At 63.3% G+C, this 15,114-nt stretch carries 12 protein-coding genes; 7 read left to right on the forward strand and 5 right to left on the reverse strand.

What is annotated here, in order from left to right:
- Nucleotides 1–23: 23 nt before the first annotated feature.
- Entirely contained in the window at nt 24–362 is a 339-nt protein-coding gene (gene glnK / locus NPS58_RS18990) for a P-II family nitrogen regulator (protein ID WP_002555808.1), read from the reverse strand.
- Between the two features lie 407 nt (nt 363–769).
- Between glnK and NPS58_RS18995 the strand changes: the two genes are divergently transcribed.
- From NPS58_RS18995 to NPS58_RS19010, 4 genes are all read left to right on the forward strand, one after another.
- Complete coding sequence (locus NPS58_RS18995; RefSeq protein WP_038615819.1) at nt 770–1,033, forward strand: accessory factor UbiK family protein; 264 nt, start codon at nt 770–772, stop codon at nt 1,031–1,033.
- Nucleotides 1,034–1,240: 207 nt separating this feature from the next.
- Complete coding sequence (locus tag NPS58_RS19000; RefSeq protein ID WP_274116857.1) at nt 1,241–2,731, forward strand: YifB family Mg chelatase-like AAA ATPase; 1,491 nt, start codon at nt 1,241–1,243, stop codon at nt 2,729–2,731.
- A gap of 105 nt (nt 2,732–2,836) precedes the next feature.
- Nucleotides 2,837–3,736, forward strand: a complete 900-nt coding sequence (locus tag NPS58_RS19005; RefSeq protein ID WP_274116858.1) for a DUF4852 domain-containing protein — start codon at nt 2,837–2,839, stop codon at nt 3,734–3,736.
- A gap of 124 nt (nt 3,737–3,860) precedes the next feature.
- On the forward strand, nt 3,861–5,291 hold the full coding sequence (locus NPS58_RS19010) for a mechanosensitive ion channel family protein (RefSeq protein WP_274116859.1): 1,431 nt from the start codon (nt 3,861–3,863) through the stop codon (nt 5,289–5,291).
- Nucleotides 5,292–5,293: 2 nt separating this feature from the next.
- Here NPS58_RS19010 and NPS58_RS19015 read toward each other — a convergent pair whose 3' ends face one another.
- Entirely contained in the window at nt 5,294–6,580 is a 1,287-nt protein-coding gene (locus NPS58_RS19015; protein WP_274116860.1) for an L-pipecolate oxidase, read from the reverse strand.
- Nucleotides 6,581–6,702: 122 nt separating this feature from the next.
- Entirely contained in the window at nt 6,703–8,193 is a 1,491-nt protein-coding gene (locus tag NPS58_RS19020) for an L-piperidine-6-carboxylate dehydrogenase (protein ID WP_274116861.1), read from the reverse strand.
- Between the two features lie 135 nt (nt 8,194–8,328).
- Between NPS58_RS19020 and NPS58_RS19025 the strand changes: the two genes are divergently transcribed.
- Together NPS58_RS19025 and hglS are read left to right on the forward strand one after the other, a co-directional pair.
- A complete protein-coding gene (locus tag NPS58_RS19025) occupies nt 8,329–9,240 on the forward strand; it encodes a LysR family transcriptional regulator (RefSeq protein WP_274116862.1) in 912 nt (303 codons plus the stop codon).
- Between the two features lie 80 nt (nt 9,241–9,320).
- On the forward strand, nt 9,321–10,718 hold the full coding sequence (gene hglS / locus NPS58_RS19030) for a 2-oxoadipate dioxygenase/decarboxylase HglS (RefSeq protein ID WP_274116863.1): 1,398 nt from the start codon (nt 9,321–9,323) through the stop codon (nt 10,716–10,718).
- 54 nt (nt 10,719–10,772) lie between these two features.
- Here hglS and NPS58_RS19035 read toward each other — a convergent pair whose 3' ends face one another.
- The gene (locus NPS58_RS19035; RefSeq protein WP_274116864.1) at nt 10,773–11,690 is read right to left on the reverse strand and encodes a LysR substrate-binding domain-containing protein; all 918 of its coding nucleotides are present in this window, start codon (nt 11,688–11,690) and stop codon (nt 10,773–10,775) included.
- Nucleotides 11,691–11,845: 155 nt separating this feature from the next.
- Here NPS58_RS19035 and NPS58_RS19040 point away from each other — a divergent pair, with 155 nt between their 5' ends.
- Nucleotides 11,846–13,228 (forward strand): NorM family multidrug efflux MATE transporter, encoded by a 1,383-nt coding sequence (locus NPS58_RS19040; protein WP_274116865.1) that lies wholly within the window; start codon nt 11,846–11,848, stop codon nt 13,226–13,228.
- A 57-nt stretch (nt 13,229–13,285) separates the two neighbouring features.
- On the opposite strand, the gene NPS58_RS19045 is transcribed toward NPS58_RS19040, so the two are convergent.
- Nucleotides 13,286–14,950: a putative bifunctional diguanylate cyclase/phosphodiesterase gene (locus NPS58_RS19045; protein WP_274116866.1), complete on the reverse strand. Its 1,665-nt coding sequence runs from the start codon at nt 14,948–14,950 to the stop codon at nt 13,286–13,288.
- Nucleotides 14,951–15,114 lie beyond the last annotated feature (164 nt).

Raw genomic sequence — 15,114 nt, forward strand, 5'->3', positions numbered from 1 at the left:
GTTGGGGTTTGGTGAGGCTTTTTTTAGATCGCGTCGGTATCGGTTTCGCCGGTACGGATGCGAATCGCCTGCTCCAGATTGACCACGAAAATCTTGCCGTCACCGATCTTGCCGGTGTTGGCTGCCTTGGTGATTGCCTCGATGACCCGATCCAGATCCTTGTCGTCGATGGCAACGTCGATCTTCACCTTTGGCAGGAAATCGACCACATATTCAGCGCCGCGATACAGCTCGGTATGACCTTTCTGCCGACCGAAGCCTTTGACCTCAGTGACAGTAATGCCCTGCACGCCGATTTCGGACAGCGACTCGCGCACGTCGTCCAGCTTGAACGGCTTGATGATGGCAGTGACTAGCTTCATGAAACTCTCTCCCGAATTGGTGGACTTGCCCCAGGAAAACAAACCCGACTCAAGTCTAAGCGCAGCGCCTGGCTTTGTAACGCACCGTCGACCTCATATCCCCGGCCAACACCAGAAACCGCACATGACGAAACAGCGTGATACTCCGCCTGCACCCTGGCTCGTCACGGTGACTGCATCAGTGCATGGGTCATGAAGGTCTTAGCAGAAACCTTGCCAGATCCGATAAGTCACCCAATTACAGGGACTTACGTTTACTTGCCGACCTTGGCCAGTCGCCAGCACCGTTTCGGCGCACAACAACGGTGCGCGACATTTCACCGCGATGCGCGAAAACCGTGCAGGGCAAGGCCCGCAAAGCTGCGTGCTACACTGGCGCCCCTTCTGGATACTGCGGATAGCCCAACATGCTCGCGCCCAAAGCTTTTCTCGATGCCCTGAGCGACCAGGCCTCGCGCCTGTTCAGCGGCGACACCTCGCAGCCACGCGCCGAACTCGAAAGCCAGTTCAAGGCCCTGCTGCAAAGCGGTTTCAGCAAACTGGAACTGGTCAGCCGGGAAGAATTCGACAGCCAGATGGTAGTCCTGGCCCGCACCCGCGCTCGCCTTGAAGCACTGGAAGCCAAGGTTGCCGAAATGGAAGCCCGCCTTAACCCGCCAGCGGCCGAGTAAATCCATTTCGCGGGGCAAGCCCGCTCTGCTGGGAGCGGGCTTGCCCCGCGACTGCAATGTCGCTTACCCACTGCAATCACTGGGGTTTGCCCACTCCTCCCATTGCACCGAAAAAAGCTGATTCACTCTTCCCCGCGCCCACCCTCGCCACCCCACTATGCTTGCAACGCCGCAGGACGCGGCCTTTGCAATGATCATGGAGTGCTCATGTCTCTCGCCCTTGTCCACAGCCGCGCCCAGGTGGGCGTATCGGCCCCGGCGGTCAGTGTCGAAGCTCACCTGGCCAACGGCCTGCCCGCCCTGACCCTGGTGGGTCTACCCGAGGCCACCGTCAAGGAAAGCAAAGACCGGGTACGCAGCGCGATCCTCAATTCGGGCCTGGAGTTTCCCGCCCGACGCATCACCCTCAACCTCGCCCCGGCAGACCTGCCCAAGGACGGCGGCCGCTTCGACCTGGCCATTGCACTGGGGATCCTGGCCGCCAACGGACAGTTTCCGATCAAGGCCCTGGACGATGTCGAATGCCTGGGCGAACTGGCGTTGTCGGGCGCCGTTCGGCCGGTGCAAGGGGTACTACCCGCGGCATTGGCGGCACGAGAATCCGGCCGGGCACTGGTGGTGCCACGCGAGAATGCCGAAGAGGCCTGCCTGGCCGGTGGCCTGGTAGTTTACGCCGTCGAACACCTGCTGGAACTGATAGGACATTTCAACGGCCTGGCACCGCTGAACCCCTATTCCGCCAATGGCTTGCTGCTGCAGATACAACCCTATCCCGACCTGAATGAAGTGCAGGGCCAGCAAGCCGCCAAACGCGCCCTGCTGGTGGCCGCCGCCGGAGCACACAACCTGCTTTTCAGTGGCCCTCCCGGCACTGGCAAGACCCTGCTCGCCAGCCGCCTGCCCGGCCTGTTGCCACCACTGGATGAGCGCGAAGCGCTTGAGGTGGCGGCGATCCAGTCAGTGGCCAGCCATGTGCCGCTGAGCAGCTGGCCGCAGCGCCCTTTCCGTCATCCTCATCACTCTGCATCGGGCGCCGCACTGGTCGGTGGCGGGAGCCGCCCGCAACCGGGAGAAATAACGCTGGCCCACCATGGCGTGCTGTTCCTGGACGAGCTGCCTGAATTCGAGCGCCGGGTACTGGAGGTACTGCGCGAACCGCTGGAATCGGGCGAGATCGTCATTGCCCGGGCCAAGGACAAGATCCGCTTCCCCGCCCGCTTCCAGCTCGTCGCCGCCATGAACCCCTGCCCCTGTGGCTATCTGGGCGATCCCACCGGCCGCTGTCGCTGCGGCACCGACCAGATCCAACGCTACCGCAACAAGCTCTCAGGCCCCTTGCTCGACCGCATCGACCTGCACCTGACCGTCGCCCGCGAGGCCACCGCCTTGTCGGCCACCTGCAACAACGGTGAGAGCAGTGCGAGCATTGCCGCGCTGGTTGCCCAGGCCAGGGAGGTCCAGCAACAACGCCAGGGGTGCGCCAACGCCTTCCTCGATCTGCCGGGCTTGCGCCAGCACTGCGCGTTAGCCACAGCCGACCAACAGTGGCTGGAAAGCGCCTGCGAACGCCTGACACTCTCACTGCGCGCCGCCCACCGGCTGCTCAAGGTCGCCCGCACGCTGGCAGACCTGGTCCAGGCCCCAGACATCAGCCGCGAGCATCTGGCCGAGGCACTGCACTATCGACCCGGCAACTAATAATTAGATGCCATTGAAGTGCCATTATTCGTATGATGAAATAACGAACGTTATAAATCGACAGAAACCGCGCAACTAACTCCCCTCGCATAAGTATTCAAAACCATGATTAGCTTCAAACAGCTTACGCTCGCCACAAGTATCGGTGCCCTGTCCCTGGCGCTGGCCGCCTGCTCGGACAGCGAGACGCCAGCCTCGGCAACTACCCCTGCCAGTGCACCCGCAGCCGTCAAAGAAGCCGAACCAGCCGTAAACCCCGATGCCGCCGTAGTCACCAGCCTGCCAGCCCGCCCACTGCAAGATGATCGCTCCGTGTACTGGGAGATCAACTCGGGCACCCAGGCAGCCTTCATCTACAACGGCAAAACGCCTGCGCCAGACGGTACCGTGGCCGTTATCAAGACCTTGGACACTGGCCGCTACTTCCGGGGCACCGATGAGCTTTCCGAGCTGCTGGACACCTACTCGAAGACCCGCGACGAGTTCGTCAAAAAAGACCTCGAGAAAACCATTACACCGCTGCTCCAAGAGCAAATCACAAAGTTCGGCACTCACGATTTCTATAAGAAGACGCTGAGCGCCCATACCATCGACATGAAGCCTTACGACTTCGAGAAAGAAGAATTCCCGCTGACCAGCACGCTGTTCAGCTCGATGGACGAGAAGCTGCTCTCGGCAAGAACCCCGAATAAATACAAAGTCTCCAATAGTGGCCACCACTATTTGAACTTCTATGATGCCCGTGATTTTCGCTTCGGCTTTTCCAACGGTGAGCAGTTGAAGTCCATCAAGGTCAAGGGCGATGAAGCGCGCGCCATCGAAGCGGTACGTATCGCCGGCGGCGGTGACCATCTTGAAATGCACGTTTACGGCTACTTTGACAAAACCATCAAGGGTGATGTCCGGGCCACTGACCCGATCCGTGCCGTCCTCCTGTCGGCGCAGTACATCGAGCTGGTCGACAAGACCAAGCCAAACGTTGTGCTGTACCGCCAGACGCTGTAGTCGAGCAACAGCCTGACAGCGTTGTCCTCCAATGGCTTGCCGCTGACCGGCAGGCCATTTCTTTATTGCCGGCCGCTGCGACCTACTCTTTACTAGAGCACACCCCCTTCGCACCGAGACCACCATGCTGGCGTTCATCCAGGCCTCCCCCCTGCTGCTTGGCATCTTCCTGCTGCTGCTCGACCTGTTGCTCTGGCAAGTCATCCCGATTGAACGCCGCTCACTGCGCATCGGTCTGCGCCTGGCCATGTTCCTGCTGTTTACCTGGGTGCTGATCGGCGCTGGCGTAAGCCCCTTGCAGCCTGCCCCCTGGGTCGACGACGTACCCCGCAACCTGCTGGCGACAGTGCTGGCCATTGCCTGGTGGTTGTTCGCTGCACGCACCGTCACCGTGATATTCGGCCTGCTGATCATCTCCCGCAGTGGCCATGCCGGGCGCTTGCTGCAGGATGTGGCCGGGGCGCTGATCTTTCTTGCCGCCATCGTCGCAGCGGCCGCCTATGTGATGCAGCTGCCGGTCAAAGGCCTGCTGGCGACGTCCGGGGTCATGGCCATTGTCATCGGTCTGGCGCTGCAGAGCACGCTGAGCGATGTGTTCTCCGGCATCGTGCTCAACACCACCCGTCCCTATCAGATCGATGACTGGATCAGCATCGACGGCACCGAAGGCAAGGTGATCGACATCGACTGGCGCGCCACTCGCCTGCTCACCAGCAACGGCAGCATGGCGGTGATTCCCAACTCGGTGGCAGCCAAGGCCAAGCTGCTCAATTTCAGCCGGCCCAGCGATGTCCACGGTGTTTCCATCACCGTGGTGGTGCCGGCGCAGGTACGCCCCAAACGGGTGATCGACGCGCTGGAAAAAACCCTGCAGGGCAGTCGCATACTGCTCGCCACGCCAAGCCCCAAAGTGACAATAAAGAGTTCGACCCTCGAATACGTCGAATACGAGGCCAGTGGCTTCATTCGTTCAATGGGCCAGAAAACCGAAGTGCGTAACCAGATGTTCGACCTCGCCCACCGCCACCTGGAGGCCACCGGCGTCGTCTGGAATGCCGACTCGCCGTCTTCCCTGGCCTGGAGCCGACAACGCGCCCTGCTCGAAGATGTGCGGATCTTCCGCTCGTTGAGCAACGACGAGAAAGACAGCCTGAGCCAGCGCATGACTTCGGTGGAGTACCTGGCCGACCAGGTCATTCTGGGTGTTGGCGACAGCTCGGATTATCTGCTGGTGATTGGCACCGGCGTGGTGTCGGCATCCATTCGCGATGGCGACCAGTTGATCGAAGCTGGGCGCATGGGCCCCGGTGAAGTACTGGGTGCCGAAGGCCTGCTGGACGAAGACCAGTCCATTGCCGAGTTCCGCAGCCTGACCAGCTGCCTGCTGTACCGCATCGACAAGGACAACGTGCGCAGTTGCCTGGAGGAGCGCCAGGAGGTCAAGACAGCGCTGACCAAACTGCAGCGCATCCGCCAGCAAACCAACCAGTCACTGCTGGAGCAAAAACCGGCAGCCATCAAGAAAGGCGGCTTTCTCAGCTGGCTGCACAAGTAGGCCTAAAGCACCACGCGCAGGCACTGGCCGGCGTGATACAGCGAGAACCCGGTTTCGTAGAAGCCGGTGCGCAGCGCCGGGGCCGAAACCGGCTTCATCGCCGAGAACGGAATCGGCAATGCATCCGGGTTGTCCTGCAGCAGGAACTGCGCAAAGGCCTTGCCAATCACTGTACCTGTGGTGTTGCCACGACCGTTGTAGCCGGTCACGGCAACCAGGCCCGGGGCCGGCTCGAACAGGCGCATCAGGTGGTCAGGGGTGAAATCGATGCAACCGGTCCAGTGCATCTCCCACTCGACCTTGCCCAGCTGCGGGAAATAGTGGTTCTGGATGCGGTCGGCCCAGCTGCGGATAAACCAGTTGGGCTTGTTGTCGACCCGGCCCAGGCTGCCGAGCAGCAGGCGGCCTTCGTCATCGCGGCGGATGCTGCTGAGCACCGTGCGCGTGTCCCAGGAGCCCTGGCCGTGCCTGAGCACGTTGTCGGCAGCCTCGCCTTGCAACGGCACCGAAGCCACCTGGTAGTAGTAGCCGCGGAAAAAATGCTTCTGCAGGGTGGTCCAGTCGCCCTCGGTGTAGGCCCCGGTGGAGATCACCACCTTGTCGGCGCTGACCGAGCCCTTGGCGCTCTTGACGCGCCAGCCGCGACCTTCACGCTCCAGGCCCTCGACAGCCGATTGCTGGAAAATCTGCCCGCCCAGGCGCGTGACCGCCGCAGCCAGGCCCTGGGTGTAGGCCATGGGATTGATGGTGCCGGCGCGGCGGTCGAGCAGCGCGGCGGAAATCTTGTCGGTACCGCAGTATTCCTCGCAGCGCGCACCGGTGAGCAGCTCGACATCGGCGCCGCGCCGGGTCCATTGTTCATGGCGGGCTTCAAGGTCGGCCACACCCGTGGCGTTGTGGGCCATGTGCAGGGTGCCGGTGTTGTGTGCCTGGCAGTCGATGCCCAGGCGCTCGATGGTGGCGAAGACTTCGGCGGGCGCCTCACCCAACACCTTGTTCAGGCGGCTGCCCTGCTTCTGGCCGAGGGTGGCTTCGACGTCGTCGGGGCGAATCCAGGTGCCGGCATTGACCAGGCCGACGTTGCGACCGGAACCGCCATGGCCGATGGTCCAGGCCTCCAGCAGGATGACCGACTTGCCTGCTTCGAGCAGGTGAATCGCGGCGCTCAGGCCGGTGATGCCGCCGCCGATAATGCAGACGTCGGCCTTGAGTTCGGTGGCCAGCTTATCGACCGGCGCAGCGAGCCTGGTTACGTGTTCCCACAAACATTGTTGACGCAGCTCTGGCATGGCCGGCCTCCTTCATTGTTCTTGTTCGGTGGTGCCCCAGTCGCTGGCACGCCAGCTCCCACAGATAGGCATCCACCCTACCCTATGGGAGCTGGCTCGCCAGCGACGAAGCCGACGCGTGATCAGTCGAACACGATCCCCTGCGCCAACGGCAGCTCACGGGAGTAGTTCACCGTGTTGGTCTGCCGACGCATGTAGGCCTTCCAGGAATCGGAGCCCGACTCACGACCGCCGCCGGTTTCTTTCTCGCCGCCAAAGGCGCCGCCGATCTCTGCACCGCTGGTGCCGATGTTGACGTTGGCGATACCACAGTCGCTGCCCGAGGCACTCTGGAAACGCTCGGCTTCACGCAGGTCAGTGGTGAAGATGCACGACGACAGGCCTTGTGGCACTTCGTTGTTCAGGCGCAGGGCCTCTTCGAAGTCGTCATAGGCCAGCACGTAGAGGATCGGGGCGAAGGTTTCGTGACGTACCACCGCGCTCTGCGCCGGCATCTGGGCAATGGCCGGAGACACGTAGTAGGCGCTCGGGTACTGTTCCTGCAGTTGGCGTTCGCCACCGAATACCTGGCCGCCTTCGTCGCGGGCACGCGCCAGGGCATCCTGCATGGCATTGAACGACAGCTTGTCGATCAGCGGGCCGACCAGGTTGTCCTTGCGAGGATCACCGATACGCACTTTGGCGTAAGCGGATTTGACCCGCGCCACAACTTCGTCCTTGATCGAGCGGTGCACGATCAGGCGGCGCAGGGTGGTGCAACGCTGGCCGGCGGTGCCGACGGCGCTGAACAGGATACCGCGCACGGCCAGGTCAAGGTCGGCGCTCGGGGCCAGGATCATGGCATTGTTGCCACCCAGCTCGAGGATGCTGCGACCGAAGCGTGCGGCCACACGCGGGCCGACTTCACGTCCCATGCGGGTGCTGCCGGTGGCGCTCACCAGCGGTACGCGCGGATCATCGACCAGGGCTTCGCCGGCGTCACGGTCACCGATGACCAGTTGGCTCAGGCCTTGCGGCGCATCGCCAAAGGCTTTCAGGGCTTTTTCGAACAGCGCCTGGCAAGCCAGGGCGGTCAGCGGCGTCTTCTCCGAGGGCTTCCACACCACGGCGTTGCCGCACACCAGGGCCAGGGTGGTGTTCCAGGCCCAGACCGCGACCGGGAAGTTGAAGGCACTGATGACACCGACCACGCCCAGCGGATGCCAGGTTTCACGCATGTGGTGGCCCGGGCGCTCGGAGGCGATGGTCAAACCGTACAGCTGGCGCGAAAGGCCGACCGCGAAGTCGCAGATGTCGATCATTTCCTGCACCTCACCCAGGCCTTCCTGGGTGATCTTGCCGGCTTCGATGGACACCAGCTCACCCAGGTCGGCCTTGTACTGGCGCAGTACTTCGCCGAACAGGCGGATCAACTCACCGCGACGCGGCGCTGGAACATTACGCCAGGCCTGGAATGCCTGTTCGGCCTGGTCGATCTTGGCCACGACCTGGGCTTTGCTTTCCAGGTGCACCGAGGCAATCGCGCTGCCATCGATAGGGGTGTGAACGGGATGGTTGCCGTGGGTGTAGGCACTGGCCGGGACACCGAGGCGGTCTAGCAGTCCATCAACCATTTTCTTCTCCTGCATGCGATGAGTGGTTGAATTAGTGATCCGGATCAGTATTAATCCGATCACTCTGGCGCAACAAACGACCTTTATTCTGCATATCATTCCGCCAGGTAATGATCTACCTGCTTAGAGACCGCTATGTCCAAACGTCTGGTGCCATCGATGGCCGCCCTGCAGTGTTTCGAGGCCGCCGCCCGGCACCTGAGCTTCACCCGCGCCGCCGAAGAACTGCACCTGACCCAGAGCGCGGTAAGCAAACAGGTGGCGCAACTTGAAGAGATGCTGCGCCATCACCTGTTCCTGCGGATACGCCGTCGGCTGCAACTGACTCCAGCAGGCGCGCTGTACCTGGCCGAGGTCAACAAGATTCTCACCCAGGTCGACATGTCCAGCCGCTACATCCTCTCCTACGGCCAGCAGACCGAAGTGCTCAAGGTGGCCACCCAGCCGAGCTTCGGCGTGCGCTGGCTGATTCCGCACCTCAAGGGCTTCGGCAAACATCACCCGAACATCCACCTGGATATCCGCAACGAGATGGAGCCCTTTGCCCTGCTCCAGGGCAAGGCCGACGTGGTGTTCTTCTACGGCCAGGGCACGTGGCCGGGGGCCACCTGCGTGGAGTTGTTCGGCGAAGAGGTGCTGCCGGTCTGCGCGCCGGAGCTGTTGCAGGGCCGTAGCCTGAAGGACGCCAGTGAACTGTCCGAGCTGGTGCTGCTGCAAAGCACCTCGCGCCCCGAGGCCTGGCATGAATGGTTTCTCGAACAAGGGCTGCATTCGGCCCACAGCTATCACGGCCCGCGCTTCGATACGTTCTATATGAGCCTGAGTGCCGCCCAGGCCGGCTGTGGGGTGGCCCTGGTGCCGCGCTACCTGGTGGCCCAGGAGCTGGCCGAGGGCAAGCTGGTGGTGCCCTGGCAGCACAGCATGCGCAGCAGCGGCGCGCATTTTCTGGCCTTTGCCGAGCACGCCGCCGAAGTGCCCAAGGTGCGTGCGCTGGTCGACTGGATCGGCGCAGAACTCGCGCCCCAGGATCACGAAATAACGGAATGACTGATCGACTTTTTTTCGCTTGCGGGAGCAGTGCATTCCTCGCTTTCATGTAGCGGTGCCCACTCACCAGGAAGCTTTCGATGCCCGCTCAAGATTTCGTCAGCCCGGACAGCATTCGCGCGCAGTTCTCGGCCGCCATGTCGCTCATGTACAAGCAAGAGGTGCCGCTGTACGGCACGCTGCTGGCGCTGGTGAGCGAGATCAACCAGCAGGTGATGAGCCAGCAACCGGCGGTTGCCCAGGCCCTGCGCTGGACCGGCGAGATCGAGCGCCTCGATCAGGAACGCCACGGCGCCATCCGCGTCGGCACCGCCGAAGAGCTGGCCACCATCGCCCGCCTGTTCGCGGTCATGGGCATGCAGCCAGTGGGTTACTACGACCTGAGCTCGGCCGGCGTGCCGGTGCACTCCACCGCGTTTCGCGCCGTGCACGAACAGTCGCTGCACATCAGCCCGTTCCGGGTGTTCACTTCGCTGCTGCGCCTGGAGCTGATCGACAACCCGGCGTTGCGAGAGCTGTCCCGCGAAATCCTCGCCAAGCGGCAGATCTTCACCCCGCGCGCACTGCAGCTGATCCAACAGTTCGAACGTGATGGCGGCCTGAACGCCGATGATGCCCGTACCTTCGTCGACGAAGCCCTGCATACCTTCCGCTGGCACCACGACGCTACCGTGACCGCCGAGCAGTACCAGCAACTGCACGACCAGCACCGTCTGATTGCCGATGTGGTGGCTTTCAAGGGCCCGCACATCAACCACCTGACACCCCGTACCCTGGACATCGACGCCATCCAGCAGGGCATGCCGGCCAAGGGTATCCCGCCCAAGGCGGTGATCGAAGGCCCGCCACCGCGCCGCTGCCCGATCCTGCTGCGCCAGACCAGCTTCAAGGCCCTGCAGGAAAAGGTCGCGTTCAGCGATCAGCACGGTGAAGCCGGCGGCAGCCATACCGCGCGCTTCGGCGAAATCGAACAGCGCGGCGCGGCGCTCACCCCCAAGGGTCGCCAGCTGTACGACCAATTGCTCGACGCCGCTCGCGATGCGCTGGGCGGTGTTCCGGCCGAGGCCAACGCCGAACGCTACATGAGCCTGCTCAAGGAGAGCTTCCAGGCCTTCCCGGATGACCTGGCGCTCATGCGCGAGCAAGGGCTGGCGTACTTCCGCTACTTTGCCACCGAGCGCGGCATGGCGGCGCGCTGCGACGCCAGCCGGCCGACCTCGCTGCAGGGCCTGATCGACGCTGGGCACGTGCATTTCGAAGCACTGGTGTACGAAGACTTCCTGCCGGTCAGTGCGGCGGGGATCTTCCAGTCCAACCTGGGTGACGACGCCCAGAGCGAATACGGCAGCAACGCCAACCGGGACGCCTTTGAGCTCGCGCTGGGCAAGGCGGTGCAGGACGAGCTGGCGTTGTATGCGCAGAGCGAGCAGCGCTCGTTGCAGGCCTGTGCGCAGGCGCTGGGGTTGCCTGGTTTTTGAGCGTGATCGCAGGGCCAGCCCGCTCCTTCGATAGGAGCGGGCTGGCCCTGTGAGTCAAAGCACCGCCACCTTCGGCAGGTCCATGGCATCCGCCTCACCCTGCAAAAAATCGCTCAAGCGCCGCAAGCGCTCCCCACCCGGCCGGGTTTTCGGCCACACCAGGTAATAGTCCAGGCCGCTGGCCACCGCCGTCGGCCAGGGCAGGCTCAAGCGTCCCTGGGCCACGTCCTCGGCCACCATCAGCAGATCGCCCATCGACACCCCATAGCCCCGGGCAGCGGCGATCATCCCCAACTCCAGCGTATCGAACACCTGCCCGCCCTTGAGCGACACCTTGTCGGTCAGCCCCATGCGCGCCAGCCAGGCACGCCAGTCGCGTTTGTCGGGGGTCGGGTGCAGCAGCTCGACCCCGGCCAGGCGCCGGACATCCCACGGGCCTTCATCCAGCAGTTCAGGCGCGCCCACCGGTATCAGCAGCTCGGAGAACAACCGGGCCACTTCCCAGTCCGGTGGAAAGTGCCCATCGCCCAGCAATACGGCGCAGTCGAAGGGTTCGTGGTTGAAGTCCACATGGTCCACGTCCATCCAGGCGCTGGTCAGCTGCACCTCGTTGCCCGGCTGCAGGTGACGAAAGCGACTGAGCCGGGCCAACAGCCAGCGCATGGTCAGGGTAGAGGGGGCTTTCATGCGCAGGATGTCGTCTTCGCTGCGCAGGGTATTGCAGGCCCGCTCCAGCGCGGCGAACCCCTCGCGAACACCCGGCAGCAACAACCGGGCGGCCTCGCTCAACTGCAGGCTACGGCCATTGCGCACAAACAGGCGGCAGGCGAAGTGCTCTTCGAGGGTGCGGATGTGCCGGCTCACCGCACTTTGGGTAATCGATAACTCATCCCCGGCGCGGGTGAACGAGCTGTGCCGGGCAGCGGCTTCAAATGCCCGCAAGGCGTACAGGGGCGGTAAACGACGAGACATGGGAAAGCGTCCAGGCAAACCGGGAGTGGGTCCAGAGGATCATACTCGTATGAGTTTTAATCATGCCAATGATCGTTTTTATCCTTTTGTGGATCTGCGGATAAAAGCCCAGACTCCGAGACTTTCCCTCACCTCGCGTCAGAAAGGACGAAACAATGCAGGCTGCACCGACACATGAACTCAAGGCACTGCTGCGCCTGGCCGGTCCGTTGATCGCCTCGCAGCTGGCCCACATGCTGATGGTGCTGACCGACACCCTGATGATGGCCCGTATCAGCCCCCAGGCCCTGGCCGGCGGCGGCCTGGGCGCGGCCAGCTATTCGTTCGTGTCTATTTTCTGCCTGGGTGTGATCGCCGCTGTCGGTACGCTGGTGGCGATTCGCAAAGGGGCCGGTGATATCGCCGGCGCCACCCGCCTGACCCAGGCCGGGCTCTGGCTAGCCTGGGCCATGGCGCTGGTGGCGGCACTGGCGCTGTGGAACCTGGAACCGGTGCTGTTGCTGCTCGGCCAGAGCCCGAACAACGTCGAGTCGGCCGCCCAGTTCCTGCTCCTGCTGCCGTTGGCCCTGCCCGGCTACTTGAGCTTCATGGCCTTGCGCGGCTTTACCAGCGCCATCGGCCGCTCGACGCCGGTGATGGTCATCAGCCTGATCGGTACGGTAGCCAACTTCCTGCTCAACTATGCGCTGATCGAAGGCATGTTCGGTTTGCCCAAGCTGGGCCTGGTCGGTATCGGCCTGGTCACCGCAGTGGTCGCCAACTGCATGGCGGTGGCCATGGCGCTGTACATCCGCTGGCACCCGGCTTATGAGCCCTACCCGATCCGCCAGGGCCTGAGCCGCCCCTCGTGGCCGGCCCTGCGTGAACTGTGGCGCCTTGGCCTGCCCATTGGCGGCACCTACACCGTGGAAGTCGGCCTGTTCGCCTTTGCCGCACTGTGCATGGGCGTGCTGGGCAGCACTGAGCTGGCCGCTCACCAGATCGCCCTGCAGATTGTCTCCACGGCGTTCATGATTCCGGCGGGGTTGTCTTATGCGGTGACCATGCGGGTGGGGCTCTACTACGGCGCCAACAACCTGCCTGGTGCCCGCCATGCCGGCCGCGTGGGAATCGGCTTCGGGGCGGCGATGATGCTGGGGTTCGCCATCTTGTTCTGGCTGTTGCCGGACCCGCTGGTGGGCCTGTTCCTCGACCATGGCGACCCGGCCTTTGCCGACATTATCCAGCTGGCCGTGAGCCTGTTGATGGTCGCCGCCTGGTTCGAGCTGTTCGACGGCGTGCAGACCATCGCCATGGGCTCGATTCGCGGCCTCAAGGACGCCAAGACCACCTTCCTGGTCGGGCTGTTCTGTTATTGGGTGATTGGTGCACCCGCGGCCTGGTTGCTGGCGTTCACCCTGGGCATGGGCGCGGTGGGTGTCTGGTGGGGCCTGGCCCTGGGCCTGGCGTGCGCGGCGATCAGTTTGACGCTGGCATTCGAGTGGCGGATGAAGCGGTTGCTGGGGAAGTCCGCGGCGGTGAGGGCTTCGGTGGCTTGAGTCATTTATCGCGGTGCAAGCCCACTCCTACAAGCGGGCTTGCACCGCGATATTTGTCTACAGGGCAACCGACTGCTGCCCCGCCCCGCTCAGTAAAAAACCCATCAACTCATCGATCGGCAACGGCCGACTGATCAAAAAGCCCTGCACCTGGTCGCAGTCATAGCTGCGCAGCAACGCCATCTGCTCCGCTGTTTCCACGCCCTCGGCCACCACTTCCAGGTTGAGGTTGTGCGCCAGGTTGATCATGGCGTGCACCAGCTTGCGGTTCTCCTCGCGCAGCTCCATGCCGCCGACAAAACTGCGATCGACCTTGAGCAAGGTGATCGGCAGGCTATTGAGGTGCACGAACGATGAAAAACCGGTGCCGAAGTCGTCGAGGGAGAAGCGCACCCCCAGGCGCCCGAGGGCGTCCATGGTTTGCTTGACCAGGTCATTGCGGCGCATCACCGCGGTTTCGGTCAGCTCGAACTCCAGCCAGCGCGCGTCGACGCCATGTTCGATGATCAGCCGGCTCAGGGTCGCCAGCAACTGGCTGTCCTGGAATTGGCGAAACGACAGGTTCACCGCCATGTGCAACGGCGCCAGGCCTTGTTCGCGCAGCGCCTGCATGTCGCGCAGGGCCCGGGAAATCACCCAATAGCCCAAGGGCACGATCAGCCCGCTCTGCTCGGCCAGGGGCACGAACTCGCTAGGTGGCAGCAAGCCACGTTCGGCATGGCGCCAGCGCACCAATGCCTCCAGGCCGACGATGCGACCGTCGGCCAGGTCCAGGCGTGGCTGGTAATGCAGCTCCAGTTCGTCCCGGCGCAGGGCGCGGCGCAGCTCGCTCTCCAGGTCGGCAAGGCTGCGGGCATTGCGGTTGATCCGCTCGTTGAAGATATGGAACGTGCAGCCCTGGGTGCCCTTGGCCTGCTGCATGGCAATGTGCGCATGCCACATCAAGGGGTCGGCACCGCCCTGGGCGCGGGCATGGGCCACGCCCAGGCTGCAGCCGATCAACAGGCTCTCGCCGTCGACCCAGTAGGGTTCGGCCAGGGCTTCGGTAATGCGTTCGGCCATCCACTCGGCGCGCTGGGGTTCGCGGCGGGTATCGATCAACAGGGCAAATTCATCACTGCCCAGGCGTGCAACCTGGTCCCCTGCTTCGAGCTGGCTCTTGAGCCGCCCCACCACCTGCAGGATCAACCGGTCCCCGGCCTGGTGGCCGAGGGCGTCGTTGGCATGGCGAAAGTTGTCCAGGTCCAGGTGGCCGAGGGCCACGCCTCGTCCTTCGTTGTCGGCCAGCCGCGCGGCCAGCAAGGTCTGGAAACCCTGGCGGTTGGCGATGCCGGTCAGGGGGTCCTGTTCGGCCAGACGCTGCAAGGTTGCTTCCAGTACACCACGCTCGCGCACGTGGCGCAGGCAGCGGCGCAGGGCATCGGCATTCAAGTGATCGAGCACCAGCCAGTCGCTGACGCCAGGCGGCGGCACCTGCGGCTCATGCTCGAGCAGCAGGACCATCGGCAAGATACAACGCCCTGGGGCCGGCTGCAGCGCCGGGGTGGCCAGCACCACGGCATTGCGATCATTGGCAAACAGGCTGTCGACAGCGTCCCAGTTTGGTGCGGTCAATATCACCGCACTGCCTGCCAGCGGTACCAGGCAATCGCGCAAGGCCGCGGCCCACTCGGGCTCGTCGGCCAGCAGGAGCAAACGCAAGGGTTCGACAGGCGTGGACAAGCTGGCTCCTTAGGACGTAGGCACAGTCAAATGACAATGGGCAGCGAGGATGGTCATCCTAAACCATTAGTGAAAATGATTTTCACTTGAAGTCATGCCATTCCATTGCCGACATCCCGCAGGTTTCGCCACGCATCCTGCGGGAAAGTATCAAAAGCGGCAAA

Origin of the sequence: Pseudomonas putida (genome assembly GCF_028682455.1) — a bacterium.
GTDB classification, from domain to species: Bacteria; Pseudomonadota; Gammaproteobacteria; order Pseudomonadales; family Pseudomonadaceae; genus Aquipseudomonas; species Aquipseudomonas putida_AA.

Bases quoted from the DNA above. Each gene is read 5' to 3' on its own strand.
- NPS58_RS19025 (WP_274116862.1), top strand. From the start codon at position 8,329: ATGTCCAAACGTCTGGTGCCATCGATGGCCGCCCTGCAGTGTTTCGAG.
- NPS58_RS19020 (WP_274116861.1), bottom strand. From the start codon at position 8,193: ATGGTTGATGGACTGCTAGACCGCCTCGGTGTCCCGGCCAGTGCCTAC.
- NPS58_RS19000 (WP_274116857.1), top strand. From the start codon at position 1,241: ATGTCTCTCGCCCTTGTCCACAGCCGCGCCCAGGTGGGCGTATCGGCC.
- NPS58_RS19005 (WP_274116858.1), top strand. From the start codon at position 2,837: ATGATTAGCTTCAAACAGCTTACGCTCGCCACAAGTATCGGTGCCCTG.
- NPS58_RS19015 (WP_274116860.1), bottom strand. From the start codon at position 6,580: ATGCCAGAGCTGCGTCAACAATGTTTGTGGGAACACGTAACCAGGCTC.
- NPS58_RS18995 (WP_038615819.1), top strand. From the start codon at position 770: ATGCTCGCGCCCAAAGCTTTTCTCGATGCCCTGAGCGACCAGGCCTCG.
- NPS58_RS19040 (WP_274116865.1), top strand. From the start codon at position 11,846: ATGCAGGCTGCACCGACACATGAACTCAAGGCACTGCTGCGCCTGGCC.
- NPS58_RS19035 (WP_274116864.1), bottom strand. From the start codon at position 11,690: ATGTCTCGTCGTTTACCGCCCCTGTACGCCTTGCGGGCATTTGAAGCC.
- NPS58_RS19010 (WP_274116859.1), top strand. From the start codon at position 3,861: ATGCTGGCGTTCATCCAGGCCTCCCCCCTGCTGCTTGGCATCTTCCTG.
- glnK (WP_002555808.1), bottom strand. From the start codon at position 362: ATGAAGCTAGTCACTGCCATCATCAAGCCGTTCAAGCTGGACGACGTG.
- hglS (WP_274116863.1), top strand. From the start codon at position 9,321: ATGCCCGCTCAAGATTTCGTCAGCCCGGACAGCATTCGCGCGCAGTTC.